The sequence below is a fragment of the Proteiniclasticum ruminis genome, assembly GCF_900115135.1.
In the GTDB taxonomy this organism is placed as follows: Bacteria; Bacillota; Clostridia; order Clostridiales; family Clostridiaceae; genus Proteiniclasticum; species Proteiniclasticum ruminis_A.
In genome coordinates this window covers 347,417-363,054 of the sequence record NZ_FOVK01000001.1, presented here as the reverse complement: position 1 = coordinate 363,054, position 15,638 = coordinate 347,417, and the positions used below count along the sequence as shown (strand labels likewise).

Here is a 15,638-nt window from a genome sequence, read left to right as displayed (position 1 = left end):
ATAAAACGGGGTTTATGGAACAAAAAAAGATGATCTTAAAGATCATCTTAGAGCTCTTTTCTATAGAGTATAATCCCAGTTTCTGTGCTGACCACGTAGCTGAAATCGAAAATTCCTGTGTCTTCAATGGGGAGACTGAAATAGAGGTTATATACTTTTTTGTTGTTGTATACATCCACTTCATACCGGATGAGGTCCTTAGTCAGGAGAGGTGCGTATTTTTCAGTGGAAGCGTTGGTGGAGAAGTAATTGATGATGATCTCCTTTGCTTCGTCTGGTGTGATTTTATCCACGGTGTTCAGCACATCTGGATTTTCGTACTTGAAGGACACACTGATGAGTGTTCCATCACCAGCGTACTGGATGTAGATGTTGTTTCCGGTGAAAGCATCCCCTTTCTTTTCCCGTGAGACGCTTTCGTATTGTTTCAGGCCATCATTGAATCGGATGTCCGTTTGGAACTTTGTGATATCATAATCCAGTCTTCTCAGGTTGTCGTTGCTCTTCAGAAGGATTTCTTCTTTGGTGGCCAATGTCGCTGCTGTAGTTGCGGGAGCTGTTCTTAAAAAAATGGTCATCAGACGACCGTCTTCAGTCACCTCGTAGAAGAATTTGGAGTCGGTGTACTCTCTCACGGTTCTACCGTCGTATTCCTTGGTTCTAACAAACCTGATGTTATCCTCTACATCGGAGGTGAAGTTTAGGATGGGTCTCATCTGTTTTTCAAGATTTTCCTCCCTTGATCTGCAAGCGCTGAAAGACACCACAGTCAGGATCATAAGAGCATATAGGATTGTTTTTTTGAACATGGTGCTTCCTCCTTCCCATGAAGTCATTCTACTGGAAAATCATAAATTACATATAAAGTTTATCATAGAATCCTGTAAAAACCCATGACTTTTCTCTAGAACAAGCCAGAAGCGAAGGAGAAGAGAAATTTTTCGGAAAATCAGATCTAAACTTCAATGGTTGCCTGGATGTTGGAGCCTTTAAGGGCTTCAAGGACGGGGTCCACCTCTTCCCTAATAAACTCTACTACCTGCTGTGGAGCTCTTCCCACATAGTCTGATGGATTCAGAGTCTTTTTCAGGTCTTCCTCAGAAAGACCGAAGCGGCTGTCCTGTCCAATTCTGTCGAGAAGATCGTTGTCAAGTCCCTCTTCCTTAACTCTTCTGGATGCAGCCATGGAATGGGTTCTGATAAGTTCATGAAGCTCCTGACGGTCGCCCCCTTTCTTCACGCCTTCCATGATGATGTTCTCTGTTGCCATGAATGGAAGCTCCTGCCACAGATGCTTTTCAATGATTTTCTCATACACCACCAGATTTTCTGAGATGTTCATATAGAGATTCAAAACACCATCCAAAGCAAGAAACGCTTCTGCTACGGAGATTCTTTTATTGGCGGAATCATCCAGTGTTCTCTCAAACCACTGTGTGGAAGCAGTAATGGCTGGGTTTAATGCGTCCACGATGATGTATCTGGCGAGGGCGCTGATTCTTTCGCTTCTCATGGGGTTTCTCTTATAGGCCATGGCTGAGGAACCAATTTGATTTTTCTCAAAAGGCTCTTCCAGCTCCTTCATGCTTTGCAGGAGTCTCAAGTCATTACTGAACTTGTAGGCACTTTGTGCCACTTCACTGAGCCGGTTGAGGATGATGCTGTCCAGTTTCCGTGGATACGTCTGCCCTGTGACCATAAAGCTTTTATTGAAACCGAAGGCTTCTGTCACCATAAGGTCCAGCGCCTTCACCTTCTCCTCATCTCCATCAAAGAGATTCAGGAAGCTTGCCTGGGTCCCTGTGGTGCCCTTCACGCCTCTAAACTGCATGGTTTCGATGGTGAAGCGGAGATTCTGAAGGTCCATCAGAAGATCCTGCATCCATAGGGTTGCCCTTTTTCCTACAGTGGTGATCTGAGCGGGCTGATAGTGCGTATATCCTAAGGTTGGAAGATCTTTGTACCTAAGGGCGAAAGTTTTCAAGTTTGAAAGCACCTGGAGAATTTTCTTCTCCACGAGAAGAAGACCTTCTTTCATGAGGATGAGATCGGTGTTATCACCGACATAACAGCTGGTGGCCCCGAGGTGGATGATGCCTTTTGCGGAAACCGCTTGCAGACCATAAGCGTGCACATGGCTCATGACATCATGACGGACGATTTTCTCTCTAGCTTCTGCTTCTTCGAAATTGATGTCTTCCTGGTGCTTTTTCAGGTCTTCCAGCTGCTCATCCGTGATAGACAGACCAAGCTTCTGTTCCGCTTCTGCCAGGGCAATCCATAGTTTTCGCCAGGTTCTGAATTTTTTCAGATCGGAAAAAATATAGCTCATTTCTTTGGAAGCGTAGCGTCGGGTTAAAGGACTTTCGTAGGTTTCTCTCATGGTTCCTCCTTGGGTTGCCTTACTTTAAGGCATTAACGTTGATGGGATATTTTGGTGTATTTCAGAAAATTCTCCTCTAGAACGAGGGCGATTTTTCCGGTTTCCTCCAAGTATTCGATATAGCAGCGAAGCATCCTCTCCACCACGATGTATTTGAACGGAGTGGAGATGTTGATGCGCATGGAGCGGGACAGGGATTTCAGGATGTCTTCAAATGTCATGGGTTTTTCTATGACTTTCAGGATCTCTTCAGCGCGGTTTTTATAGAAGTAGATATTGTCTGTGATGAGATCTTTGATGTCGGTGTAGATCCCTTTGTGTGCCAGAATATACCAGCTGGATCTCAAATGATAAAGCTTCATTTTACTCATGAGATCTTTGGACAGAATATGCGCATAAGGGAGTTTTGAGCTTCTCATCACTTCTTCACTGATGAGCGCATCTCCGATGTAGGTCACATCATCTGGAGTAGTGATGGCGATGTGACCTGCGCTGTGTCCTGGTGTGTGGATGATGGAGAAAGGAACACCCTGAAAGAGAATTTCAGTCTCCGTTTCCTCAATGAATCGGTCTGCTTTGATCACCATATGTCCGAAGTGGTCTCTGATTCTATTCATAGGGTAGGTTCCATAGAAAATCTTCAGGTTCAGTAAAGAAGAGACAATTTCGGCCTCAACTTTGGGCATGGCGATGGGACAGCCATATTTTTCTTTCAGCCAGGCGGCATTTCCCACATGGTCAATATGTGCGTGGGTACAGAGGATGCCAGAAACCGTAAGGTTTTCTTCTTCGAGGAAACCTAGAAGTACAGCTTCATGTTCTCTTTTGAGCCCGGTATCCAGAAGAATAATCTCTGTCTCGCTTTTTTTATAGTACGGCAGATGAAGAGCTGGAAAATCCAGTACGTAAGTGTTGCCTGCCACGTGTATGCTTTTCATAAAGTCCCTCTTTCCATTTCATAGAATCGGATCAGCAGTCTCATTATACACCAAAACACAAATGATTTTCATAAAAAAATGAAAAATGTCTGTGTTTTAAAAACGCAAAAGAAAACTAGGACTACAGGAGTCCTAGCTCTTCTCATGTTCAAATTACTCTTCCAATGTTTCGATGAGCTTTGCTACTTCTTCACAAGCAACTTCTTCATCTTCTCCACTGGCAATAACTGTAATTGTAGCACCCTTTGTTACACCTAGAGAAAGGACACCAATCAGGCTCTTTACATTTGCCTTCTTGCCGTTGTACTCTACGCTCACATCAGATTTAAAGGATGATGCCTTTTTAACGAGCAAAGTAGCTGGTCTTGCATGCAATCCAGTTGGGTTCTTTACTGCAACGTCTTTTGAAACCATTTAATCACCTCATATTCAAATACTGTAATAAACAAGTTTATTATATCATGTTTTAAGTCTAAAACAACCAATTATGAAAGAGAGATTTCTGCGAACTTCACAAATGCGCCAGATGCTTTATAGTTGATGTCAAGATGTTTCACTTTCTCTGGTGTGGTGATGATGATGGGTGTGGTGATCTTTGCCGTCAGCTCCACATAATCCCGGTCCATATAGAGAAGCTTGTCTCCCACACTGACCTGATCTCCGGTTTTCACATAGGTGGCAAATCCCCGACCCTCCAGTTTTGCGGTATCAAGCCCCAGGTGGATAAGGATTGTCAAATGTTCCTTGGTGCTGATTGCCACTGCATTGAGATTTTCTGAAACCAACACCACTTCACCGGAAACCGGAGCACAGAATAAATCACCATCCGGAATAATGCAGACCCCAGTACCACCCAGCATGTCATCTTTCAGGTAACTGTTGGCTTCCTCCAGCGGAATGATTTCTCCAGCTACAGGCATATAGAGCTCACATTTTGTTCCCATGGTTTCTCCTCCTATTGGATTTCAGAAAGGAATGCTTCAATACGGTCAAATCCCTTGCCGATGGCATCGGTGTTGATGGCATAGGAGAGTCTCACAAACCCTTCTAAGCCGAATCCTGATCCAGGCACCAAAGCCACCAGATAATCTGTCAGAAGTTTATCAGCAAACTGCAGGGAATCTTCGAGGATTTCACCACGATAAGTTTTTCCGAGATAGCTTCTGATATCCAGCATCAGATAGAACGCACCTTTGGGGTAGATGTACCGGAGGCCTTCGATTTTATCTGCTCGTGAAACCATATAGTCTCTTCTTCTCTTGAACTCCTCGTTCATTTCAGGAATAAAACTCTGATCTCCATTAAGAGCTTCCACTGCCGCATACTGCACAAAAGAGGTGGAGTTTGATGTGGTATGGCTCTGGATATTGGACATCATTTTAATGAGGTCCTTGGGTCCAGCTGCATAGCCAAGTCTCCATCCTGTCATGGCATAGGCTTTGGAAAGCGCATTGACGACTAAAGTTCTTTCATAGGCATCCTCACTTAAGGTGGCGATGGAAACATGACTGTCTCCCCCGTAAATAAGAGGCTCATAGATTTCATCGGAAATGATGAAAAGATCATGTTCTTTGCAGAACTCTGAAAGATCCAGTAGCTCCTCTTTGGAGTAGATGGTGCCAGTGGGGTTATTAGGAGAATTGATGATGATGACCTTGGACTTTTCAGTCAGGGCCTTCGTTAGATTCTCTCTTGTGAACTTATAGTCTGTCTCTTCTGAGGTTTCGACAATCACAGGAACCCCATCAGCCAGATGCACAAGATCCGGATAACTGACCCAGTAAGGCTTAGCGATGAGCACTTCATCCATGGGGTTTAGTAGTGCGGTCAATGCGTTGGCCAGGCACTGCTTACCGCCAGTGGAGATGATGATTTGCTCCCTTTTGTAGGTGAGTCCGTTGTCTCTTCTGAACTTCTCAATGACAGCGTCTTTCAGTTCATTGATCCCGGAAGCGGGCACATACTTGGTTTTTCCTTCCTCCAGCGCCCTGTTGCAGGCATCAATGATATTTTGCGGTGTATTGAAGTCCGGTTCGCCTGCCCCAAATCCGACGATGTCTTTGCCTTGTGCTTTCAGCTCTTTCGCTTTGGCGGTTATGGCCAATGTGATGGATGGTGCAAGTCTTTTTGCTTTGTTTGAAAAAATCATGTCTTTCCCCCTTGTTTCTGATTGTATTACGATTTATTTGAGCTTTTGATGAAATGTGAGGAGCTTTTGAAGAAGATGGTCATTAAGACCATAACGTCCAAGCTTGTCATTGGATCCGGTGAATTTTCCACCGTGCTGCCCATGGTAGTCGCTGCCGCCGGTAATGACCAGATGGTTCTTTCTTGCAACCGCATAGAGCTTATTGGACAGTTCCCGCCTATGGGATGGGTGATAAACTTCTAGTCCCAGAAGCCCATGGACTTTAAGCTCCTTCAGGAGCGTTTCAAAGTGAAGGTTATAAAGTTTTTCTCCAGGGTGTGCAAGAACAGGAATCCCCCCTGCACTGCGTAGGGCGCGAAGGGCTTCTCGGGTATCGATCTTGAATCGTTTCTCGTAGGCAATTTTATCCACATCGAGATACAGCTGAAAAGCTTCTTTGATATTCTTGACATAGCCATGCTCGATGAGCAGCTTTGCGATGTGAGCCCGTCCATAGGAGTCCATGGGAGGAGCGTCATCCGGCAGATGGATTTTAAGATTCTCAAGATTTCTTAAGATCTTGTAGTACCGTTCTACCCGATCATTTTTAAAGCGGTCCAGCAGCGCGAGCAGTGGTTCATCCTTCGGGTTGTGGAAATATGACAGAATATGCAGTTCCATCCCTTTATAGTAGGTGGAAACCTCAACACCAGAGATGATGGTGAGGTCCTCCTGGGCATCGTTGAAGTTCCCGTAAGCGCCCATGGTGTCATGGTCTGTGAGGGAAATATAGCGGATTCCCTTCTCTTTGGCCATTTTTATTATTTCATCAGGTGTAAATGCTCCATCAGAATAGGTCGTATGAATGTGTAAATCATTCAGCATTACATCACCTCTTTCTCTATATTAAATTTAACATATTCTCTTGAAATTGTAATGACCTTGACCTAAAATTAAACGCAATTCATAGCCTCATAGAAAAACATAGGATTTCTTTGGAATCTGATACCGATTACAAGACGAAGTTCTCTTTTTGGGAATAGAACTTCTGATTTACAAGAAAAATAAAATACACTCTGAGAAAGCGAACTCAAAGTGTATTTGTTGTGGGGACAGACTTAAGCAGTTTTATCAGTATGCAGCACCTTTCTTTTGGTAAGAACGTTCATTTTTTCAGTTGTATAGAAGAGCACAGCCAGAAAACAAAAAAGATAAAGCGGGAAATAGGTCAGGTAGCCTCTTCCAGCTAAAAATCCGAAAACCGCTGGAGAAAAGGTGCTGCCCATATAGGCAAAGGCCATCTGAATCCCGATGATGGTCTGGGCATGAACTATTCCGAATCTTTCAGGAGTCTCATGAATCATGCCGGGGAAGACCGGAGCACATCCAAGTCCGATGAGAAGAAAGCCGGCAATGAAGAGTAACTGCATTCCAGTGCTTATGAGCAGGATACCCGTAAACATCGAGAATATACCTGCTCTGATGATGGTTTTAAAGCTGTATTTCAAGGTGATGAAACCAGTGAGCATCCGTCCTAGTGTGATGCCGGCAAAAAAAAGAGAAATGTATCTGGCGGCGATGTCATTCTGGAGTTTATGAATCTGCACAAGAAAACTCGCGCCCCATAGACCTGTGGTCATCTCCACTGCGCAGTACGCAAAAAAGCTTGCAATAGCGAGTTTTACTCCAGGGATTTTATATACATTCTTTTCTCTTTGTGCGGTGGCTTGGGTCACTTCACTGGTGCTGGAGGCATCTTTCTGGTTGAACCTCTTCCAAAGGGGCAAGGAAAGAAAAAGCAGTACCACGATGGCCATCTGAAGCAGGGAAATCACAAGATACCCGCTTCTCCATCCGGAGCTTTTCAGGAGAAAGAAGGACATGATGACAGGACCTATGGTGGCCCCTACTCCCCAGAAACTGTGAAGCCAGCTCATATGCTTTGCCTCATAGTGAAGGGACACATAGCCGTTCAGCGCTGCGTCTACAGAACCTGCACCCAATCCTAGTGGCAGAGTCAGAACCAGGAGCATATAGAAAGAGGGCGCCATGGAAAAACCAAGAAGCGCAATGGCGGTCATCAGCACGCTGACCGTGGTGACTCTTCCTGTGCCATATCTTCTGGTGACCCTGCCACTCATAAAACTGGAACAGATGGTCCCAGCGGTAGTCATCATGGAGAGAATGCCCGCATATTCCAGAGGCACATTCAAGGCCAGATGAATGGTGGGCCATGAAGCGCCAAGAACAGAGTCCGGGAGTCCGAGCCCGATGAATGCAATATAGATCATGATAAGAAATAATGTAGCCATGGAATATCTCACTTTCTTCAGTAAACTTCTTTTATTATAGGAAGGATGTCCAGTTCGGTCAAGGTGTCCGAATCCGGGCAAATAGAAAGAGCAAGCCTTCACAAGGTCTTGCTCTTCTTCACTTTCAAATTTAGAATCCAAAAAATATTGGATTATTTTGCGTAATCAACGGACCGGGTCTCACGGATGACATTGATCTTGATCTGTCCAGGATATTCCATTTCATCCTCGATTCTCTTCACAATGGATCTTGCCATCAGCATGGCACCAGCATCGTCAACCACATCAGGTTTAACAATGATTCTAATCTCTCGTCCAGCTTGAATTGCATATGACTTCTCAACGCCTTCGTAAGAATTTGCAATTTCTTCCAGTTTCTGCAGTCTCTTGATGTAGTTTTCCAGTGTTTCGCGTCTTGCACCAGGTCTTGCTGCGGAAATAGCATCAGCTGCCTGTACCAGCACGGCTTCCATGGACATCATCTCCACATCGCCATGATGAGCGCCAATGGCATTCACCACCAGTGCAGATTCATGATACTTCTTCGCCAGGTCTGCGCCTATCAGTGCATGAGGTCCTTCCACTTCATGGTCTACGGCCTTGCCGATGTCATGAAGGAGTCCGGCTCTCTTGGCCAATGTAACATCCAAACCAAGCTCTGAGGCCATCAGACCTGCAAGGTTTGCCACTTCGATGGAGTGTTTCAGTACATTCTGACCATAGCTTGTTCTAAACTTCAGTCTGCCTAACAGTTTAAGCAGTTCAGGATGGATTCCGTGGATTCCAATTTCAAAGGAAGCCTGTTCGCCTTCTTCTTTAATGGAGTTTTCCACATCCTTTTTGGATTTGTCTACCATCTCTTCGATTCTAGCAGGATGAATTCTTCCATCTACAATCAGTTTCTCCAGAGTGAGTTTTGCAACTTCTCTACGGATTGGATCAAAACTTGAAAGGATTACCGCTTCAGGTGTGTCATCAATGATGAGGTCTACGCCGGTAAGGGTTTCCAGAGTTCTGATGTTTCGGCCTTCTCGACCGATGATTCTACCCTTCATTTCGTCATTTGGCAGGGATACTACATGAACAGTAGTTTCAGATACATGATCTGCCGCACAACGCTGAATGGATGTGGTGATGATTTCGCGCGCCTTTTTGTCTGCCTCTTCTTTGGCTTTTGTCTCCATTTCCTTCACCATCATGGTGAGATCTCGTTGAACTTCGCCTCTGACTTCAGACATTAAAAGCTGCTTAGCGTCCTCTTGGGAAAGACTGGCGATTCGTTCCAGTTCTTCTCTTCTTTTGGACAGCAGTTCTTCCGCTTCCGTTTCTTTTGAGGTCAAATCCTGCACTTTTTTGGCAAGATTCTCTTCTTTCTTTTCCAGCTGTTCCATTTTCTTGTCAAGGGCTTCTTCTTTTTGAATGGTCCTTCTTTCAAGTCTCTGGACTTCACTTCGACGTTCACGGACTTCTTTTTCCGCTTCAGACTTCAGCTTGAACGCTTCATCTTTTGCTTCCAAAGCAGCTTCTTTCTTTAAGGCTTCAGCATCTCTCTTCGAATCCTCAAGGATTCTCTTGCTGTCTGTTTCTGCGTTGCCAAGAATTTCTTTGGCGGTTTTCAGTTTGCTATTAGATAAATATAAAATTATGGCACCGACTACTAGTAGAGTAACAACACCTGTTACAATGATAGCAATTTGCTCTGTGCTCATATTTACACCCCCTTGCTTTTTTTAGTCATTTTTTATAGCTAAATGTGAAAGCTTGGAAGTGCATATCATTCTCACTGTGATAATTGATAAACCAATACAAATTAATTGTATCGTATCCCTTATAAAGTGTCAAACTATTCAGCTCTTTTTATACGAGTTTATCACCTCACCAAAAATCACCTAAAGTCTTTAAGTTAAATCCGTTTATCCTTTCATACCAGGAGGTTTGCTGCAGACTGGATAAAATCTGTGATATGGATAAAAATAAGAAAAGCTCTTCTTTTTTTGGAAGAGCTTTTCAGAAAGTTATTCGCCTTTTTTTGTTTTCTTGGATTCTTTTTCTAATACGATTTCTTCATCGATGGCTTCTACAGTTTCTTTAGCTTCGAGGATCTCCTCGATTTTCACCAGTGGAAGTTCGTACTTGGCTCGGATCTTGTTTTCAATCTCAAGAAGCAGTGAAGGATTTTCAGAAAGATAAGTCTTGCTGTTTTCTCTTCCCTGTCCGAGTCTTGCTCCCTCATAGGAGAACCAGGCACCGGACTTGTCCACAATTTCCTCTTTCACGCCCACATCCAGGACATTACCTTCCCTGGAGATACCGCCGTTGTACATGATATCAAATTCAGCAGATTTAAATGGTGCAGCCACTTTGTTCTTGATGACTTTTACTCGGGTTCTGTTTCCGATGACATCTTCACCGTTTTTGATGGAGTCGATTCTTCGGATATCCATTCTAACAGAAGCGTAGAATTTCAATGCACGTCCACCAGGTGTGGTTTCAGGGTTACCAAACATAACACCGATCTTTTCTCTCAGCTGGTTGATGAAGAGAATGCTGCAGTTGGTCTTGCTGACGGTTCCAGCAAGTTTACGGAGCGCTTGAGACATGAGCCTTGCTTGAAGTCCCATATGGCTGTCTCCCATGTCGCCTTCAATTTCTGCTCTAGGAACCAGAGCTGCAACGGAGTCAACGATGACAAGGTCCACGGCATTGGAACGGACAAGAGCTTCTGCGATTTCCATGGCCTGCTCACCAGTATCTGGCTGTGATACAAGAAGATTGTCGATATCTACACCAAGTCTTCTGGCATACTGAGGATCCAGTGCGTGTTCTGCATCAATAAATGCCGCAATCCCCCCAAGTTTCTGTGCTTCAGCAATACAATGGAGTGCTACTGTGGTTTTACCTGAAGACTCAGGTCCATAAATTTCGATGATTCTGCCCTTTGGAATACCACCAATTCCTAAAGCGATATCCAGACCAAGACATCCCGTTGGAATGGAGTCCAGATTGAGTTTGGAATCTGCTCCCAGTTTCATTACGGAACCTTTTCCGAATTGTTTCTCTATTTGGGACATGGCGGCATCCAGCGCCTTCATTTTATCTGCATTGATATTAGCCAAATTATTCACTCCTTATGTGCTGATTTTTAACTTGTTCTATTCATAACAGAACATTCGTTCATAAAATGATTATACGGGAAAATAGAATGTGTGTCAACCAAATCCATGGATAAGAATAGTATACGGTCCAGGAGATTTATTATGCTAATTCTGTTCCAATTTTCGCATATAATTTTTTATTTCCAAGAGGATCTCATCTTCGCTGTCGATGAGTTCGCCAATTTCGATATGTTTTTTCGCCTGTTCCAGATCTCCCATATTGATATAGCACATAATCAGGTTTGTGAGAATCTCAATGGTTCTCACTTCTGAAAACAGTTTATGGAAATAGTTTACGGCTTCCTTATAATTTCCGATGGCGGCATAATTGATGCCCATCTCATTGAGGACATCCACATAGGTCTGGTCCACAGCCAAAGCATCATTCAGGTAGTAAAGGGCTTTATCGTGGTTTTCCAGCATTCTGTAGGCGATGGCAATCATGAGAAGGAGTTTAGGGTTATCCTCTTCAAGGCTGAGAAGAGGCAGCACAAGTTCGAGAAACCGCTCTGGATTCTCGTAGAGGATGGCTTCCCCTTCAGTGATGCGGGCTTTTCTATCGAGAAACTCCATTTCGTCTGTGATCTCTTTTGTCTCTTCTCCCCCAAGTCTCAGATATTCTCTCAGGTGGAAAAGCGACTGGGAAAAGTTTCCAGCAAATCTCAGAGCAGAACCTTTAAACAGATGCCCTTCAAGAAGCTCCTGTTCGATAGCGATGTCTGCATACCGGAGAAGCGCCTGCTGATACATGCTTTCTTTCACAGACAGTTCTTCTAATAGAACCAGAAGGTTTTTAAGGACATCTTTCTCACCGTGAATGGTAAAAAGCCCCAGGAGATAGATGAGCCCCTCTTCCTGTTTGTCCTCTACAATGAGCTTAGCCACCAGACCTTTGATCACCGTCTCCCGGTGCAATGAAACAAGTAGCTCCCGGTAAACCGGAATCTGATTGAAAGAAGGATCAGCCCCTGCTACATAATACATCCCTTTGACAAACTCCCCAAAGGGTAGATGCTTTGTCAGATCTTCATTGATATTTTCTGCAATATACTCCGGAGAAAGAGGAAGAAACAGTTCTTCCCTGCTCTTCCTCAGCTCCGGAATATTAAAGTTCTCAGCAAGAACTTCTTTGTTGATTTCAAGAAATATAAGCTTTGAGAGCTTAGATTTCAGATGATTTACATATTCCACGTGTTGGTTTCCTCCTCGTGATGAAAGGATCATGAATGCTTTTTGGAATGTTATGCTTCAAATCCTTTTTCAACAATGGCCACGACTCTCTTTTTGAATGTTTCCATTTTTTCTTTAGCGTCTTCCAGGGAATGCCCCTTTACTGCGACATAGGCTTTCATCTTTGGTTCGGTGCCGGATGGACGAACCACGAACCAGGAACCGTCTTCCAGAGTATACTTGATGACGTTGGAAGATGGCAGTGTGATGGCTGTCTTCTCTCCTGTGAGAAGATTTACTTTCTCCCTCAGTTTGTAGTCTTCTTTGGACACGGTTTTTACACCGCCCACTTCCTCTATAGTGCTGCTTCTGAAGTAATCCACACATTTGCGGATCTGTTCCTGACCGTCTTTTCCGGTTCTAGTGAAGGATTCGATGCCTTCCAGGTAAAAACCGTATTTCTCGTAGATTTCCACCAGTGCATCGTACAGGGTCATACCCTTTGTCTTATAATACGTAGCAATTTCGCAGAGAATCATGGAAGCCACTACCGCATCTTTATCTCTTACAAAGGTGCCAGCCAGATAACCGAAGGACTCCTCAAAACCAAAGAGGAAGGTTTTTTCTTTGGTTTCTTTATACTCCTCGATTTTCTCACCGATGTATTTGAATCCTGTAAGCACATCCAGAAGCTCCACGCCGAAATCTTTGGTGATGGCCCGAACGCTTTCAGTGGAAACAATGGTCTTGATGACAACGCCGTTGTCCGGTACTTTATTCTCTTCTTTCATGGCTTTGAGAAGATAATAGGTGATGAGCATACCGATCTGATTGCCTGAAAGCACCTGATCAGTTCCATCCTTATCTTTGACAATGACACCTACACGGTCACAGTCCGGATCCGTTCCAAAGATGATATCCGGCTGGACTTCTTCTGCTAGTTTCAGAGCCAGCTCAAACACCTGAGGATTTTCAGGATTCGGATAGGGAGCAGTTGGGAAGGTGCCGTCAGGAAGCTCCTGCTCCTTCACCACATGGACTGTATAGCCCAGTTCTTTCAGCACCCTTCTCACCGGGATGTTTCCTGAACCGTGGATGGGTGTATAGATAATCTTTAAGTCTTTTGCATGTTCTTTCACCATGTCTTTTTTTACGGTTAAGGTTTTGATGGACTCCATGTACGTCTTCATGACCTCTTCACCGATGTACACCAGCAGGTTCTTTTCAATGGCTTCCTTCTCAGAAATGGAAGATACATCCTCAAACTTCACGATGGCATGCATTTCTTTCAGGATTTTGTCCGCTTCTTCATCCGTGACCTGGCCTCCATAGGAGCCATACACTTTGAATCCGTTGTATGCCTGAGGATTGTGGGAAGCTGTGATGACGATGCCCGCACTGGTTTTATAATGCCTTACCGCAAAGGACAGAAGCGGTACTGGTGCCAGGGCTTCATAGAGATAAACTTTCACTCCATGAGCTGCAAGGATCTGGGCTGAAACCATGGCAAACTCGTCCGATTTGATTCTGGAATCGTAGGCAATGGCACAGGATGGATTCTCTACGTTTTTCACCAGATGCCGTGCAAGACCTTCTGCTGCTTTTCCAACGGTGTGGATGTTCATGCGGTTGGTACCCGCGCCGAGGACACCTCTCAGGCCAGCGGTGCCGAATTCAAGCTCTGTATAGAAACGGTCCTCCAGTTCTTTTTCATCTTCTATGCTCCGGAGTTCAGTTTTAAACTCCTCGGAAACAAATTCGCTTTCAAGCCATTCATTGAGTTTTACTTTATAAGACATGGTAAAATTCCTCCTTTGTTCATCTCAATTCTACTCACATTATATAATAAACCACTGAAATATTCACCGTTTAATCTGATTCCCCGGTGAAATTCAAAAAAGAAATGAACTTTCGCCACAATAGATGAAAATCCATGGAGAATAGTCTAAAATGAAAGTAACGGAGAATGTGAAAATTCATTGTAATACCATGAGAATTATGCTATTATTCAATAGTTATTTTTGGAAAAGAACTTCAGGGAAACTGATGAGAAATGTGAAAGAAGGTGGCTGTAAAGTTGTATAAGCTGAACCAAAATGAAACGCCTCTTTTTGATGCGCTTATGGAATATGTAGACCGTGGAACCGTCCCTTTTCATGTGCCGGGTCACAAAAAAGGCGAAGGAATTGAAAAGAGCTTTAAAAAGTTCATTGGGGAAAATCCCTTTAAAATAGATGTAACGGTGTTTCAGCTGGTGGATTCTCTCCATCACCCCACCGGACCCATCAAAAAAGCGCAGGAACTGGCTGCAGATGCTTATGGTGCCGATGCCTCCTTCTTCTCTATTCACGGCACATCAGGCGCCATCCAGGCTATGATCATGTCCGTGGTTGGAGCGGGAGATACGATCATTGTGCCAAGAAATGTTCATAAGTCCATTACCGCAGGCATTATTCTCAGTGGTGCAATCCCTGTCTATATGCAGCCTGAGCTGGATAAGAAACTTGGGATTGCGCAAGGTGTTACACCAGAGACTGTGGAGAAAACCCTGAAAGAAAACCCCCATGCGAAAGCAGTGCTCATCATCAATCCTACCTATTATGGTGTAGCAACACAGCTTCAGAAAATTGCTGAAATTGTCCATGAGTATGATATTCCCCTCATTGTGGATGAAGCCCATGGGCCCCATCTGGCTTTTTCAGAAAAGCTACCCATGTCCGCCATGGAAGCAGGCGCGGATCTCTGTGCCCAGAGCACTCATAAAATCATTGGAGCCATGACCCAAGGGTCCATTCTTCATGTGAGAACGAAGTATGTCAGCGCGGCTAGAGTACAGCAGATTATGAACCTTCTGCACACCACCTCCCCTTCCTACATCCTTCTGGCTTCACTGGACACATCCAGAAAGCAGATTGCCTTGGAGGGCGAAGAACTTCTGGAAAAGGCCATTGAAAATGCCAACTATTTAAGAGCAGAAGTGAACAAAATCGAGGGATTCTATTGTTTCGGACCGGAACTGGTTGGAAATCCAGGTGTGTTTGCGGTGGATCCCACCAAGATCTGTATCACCTGCAGAGACCTGGGCATCACAGGATTCGACCTGGATATGATCCTGGCGAACAAATACCATATCCAGATGGAGCTTTCAGATCTTTACAACACCCTAGCGGTGGGCAGTTTTGGTGATACCAGGGAAAACATGGACAAGCTCATTCATGCGCTGCAGGAAATCAGCGAGGAATATAAGGACAAGAATCAGGTGAAACCTGATTTCATCGATATTCCTTCCATTCCGAAGCAGGTTCTCATTCCTCGTGAAGCTTTTTACGCGGAGAAAGAGTCTATGCTCCTGGAAGACAGTGTCGGTGAAGTTTCCGGAGAGTTTCTAATGGCTTATCCCCCCGGCATTCCAGTGCTGTGCCCTGGTGAAGTCATCACAGAAGAAATCGTAAATTATGTCTCGGACCTGAAGAAAACAGGACTTTATGTCCAGGGTACTGAGGATCCTCGAGTAGAATACATCAAAGTAGTGCGTTAAAGTAAAAAAGCCTG

The 15,638-nt window shown here is 44.4% G+C and carries 13 protein-coding genes; 1 reads left to right on the top strand and 12 read right to left on the bottom strand.

Translation table 11 applies throughout. The features are described from left to right. Positions 1-47: 47 nt before the first annotated feature. The 12 genes from BM243_RS01640 to BM243_RS01585 all read right to left on the bottom strand — a co-directional run bounded on the left by BM243_RS01640 (position 48) and on the right by BM243_RS01585 (position 13,885). Complete coding sequence (locus BM243_RS01640; protein WP_074909502.1) at positions 48-809, bottom strand: hypothetical protein; 762 nt, start codon at positions 807-809, stop codon at positions 48-50. A gap of 146 nt (positions 810-955) precedes the next feature. Next, a complete protein-coding gene (gene purB / locus BM243_RS01635) occupies positions 956-2,383 on the bottom strand; it encodes an adenylosuccinate lyase (protein ID WP_074909498.1) in 1,428 nt (475 codons plus the stop codon). A 32-nt stretch (positions 2,384-2,415) separates the two neighbouring features. Then, positions 2,416-3,321: an MBL fold metallo-hydrolase gene (locus BM243_RS01630; protein WP_074909496.1), complete on the bottom strand. Its 906-nt coding sequence runs from the start codon at positions 3,319-3,321 to the stop codon at positions 2,416-2,418. 153 nt (positions 3,322-3,474) lie between these two features. After that, positions 3,475-3,735, bottom strand: a complete 261-nt coding sequence (locus BM243_RS01625) for an HPr family phosphocarrier protein (RefSeq protein ID WP_031576178.1) — start codon at positions 3,733-3,735, stop codon at positions 3,475-3,477. A 71-nt stretch (positions 3,736-3,806) separates the two neighbouring features. Further along, positions 3,807-4,265, bottom strand: a complete 459-nt coding sequence (locus tag BM243_RS01620) for a PTS sugar transporter subunit IIA (protein ID WP_074909493.1) — start codon at positions 4,263-4,265, stop codon at positions 3,807-3,809. An 11-nt stretch (positions 4,266-4,276) separates the two neighbouring features. Beyond that, positions 4,277-5,470, bottom strand: a complete 1,194-nt coding sequence (locus tag BM243_RS01615; protein WP_074909491.1) for a pyridoxal phosphate-dependent aminotransferase — start codon at positions 5,468-5,470, stop codon at positions 4,277-4,279. 33 nt (positions 5,471-5,503) lie between these two features. Beyond that, on the bottom strand, positions 5,504-6,334 hold the full coding sequence (locus BM243_RS01610) for a PHP domain-containing protein (protein ID WP_074909488.1): 831 nt from the start codon (positions 6,332-6,334) through the stop codon (positions 5,504-5,506). A 233-nt stretch (positions 6,335-6,567) separates the two neighbouring features. Beyond that, entirely contained in the window at positions 6,568-7,761 is a 1,194-nt protein-coding gene (locus BM243_RS01605; RefSeq protein WP_074910881.1) for an MFS transporter, read from the bottom strand. 152 nt (positions 7,762-7,913) lie between these two features. After that, positions 7,914-9,470, bottom strand: a complete 1,557-nt coding sequence (gene rny, locus BM243_RS01600) for a ribonuclease Y (protein WP_074909485.1) — start codon at positions 9,468-9,470, stop codon at positions 7,914-7,916. A gap of 306 nt (positions 9,471-9,776) precedes the next feature. Further along, on the bottom strand, positions 9,777-10,877 hold the full coding sequence (gene recA, locus BM243_RS01595; protein WP_074909484.1) for a recombinase RecA: 1,101 nt from the start codon (positions 10,875-10,877) through the stop codon (positions 9,777-9,779). A gap of 144 nt (positions 10,878-11,021) precedes the next feature. Further along, a complete protein-coding gene (locus BM243_RS01590) occupies positions 11,022-12,107 on the bottom strand; it encodes a tetratricopeptide repeat protein (RefSeq protein ID WP_074909481.1) in 1,086 nt (361 codons plus the stop codon). Between the two features lie 50 nt (positions 12,108-12,157). Further along, a complete protein-coding gene (locus BM243_RS01585) occupies positions 12,158-13,885 on the bottom strand; it encodes a phospho-sugar mutase (RefSeq protein ID WP_074909479.1) in 1,728 nt (575 codons plus the stop codon). 278 nt (positions 13,886-14,163) lie between these two features. Here BM243_RS01585 and BM243_RS01580 point away from each other — a divergent pair, with 278 nt between their 5' ends. After that, positions 14,164-15,624 (top strand): aminotransferase class I/II-fold pyridoxal phosphate-dependent enzyme, encoded by a 1,461-nt coding sequence (locus BM243_RS01580; protein WP_074909475.1) that lies wholly within the window; start codon positions 14,164-14,166, stop codon positions 15,622-15,624. Positions 15,625-15,638 lie beyond the last annotated feature (14 nt).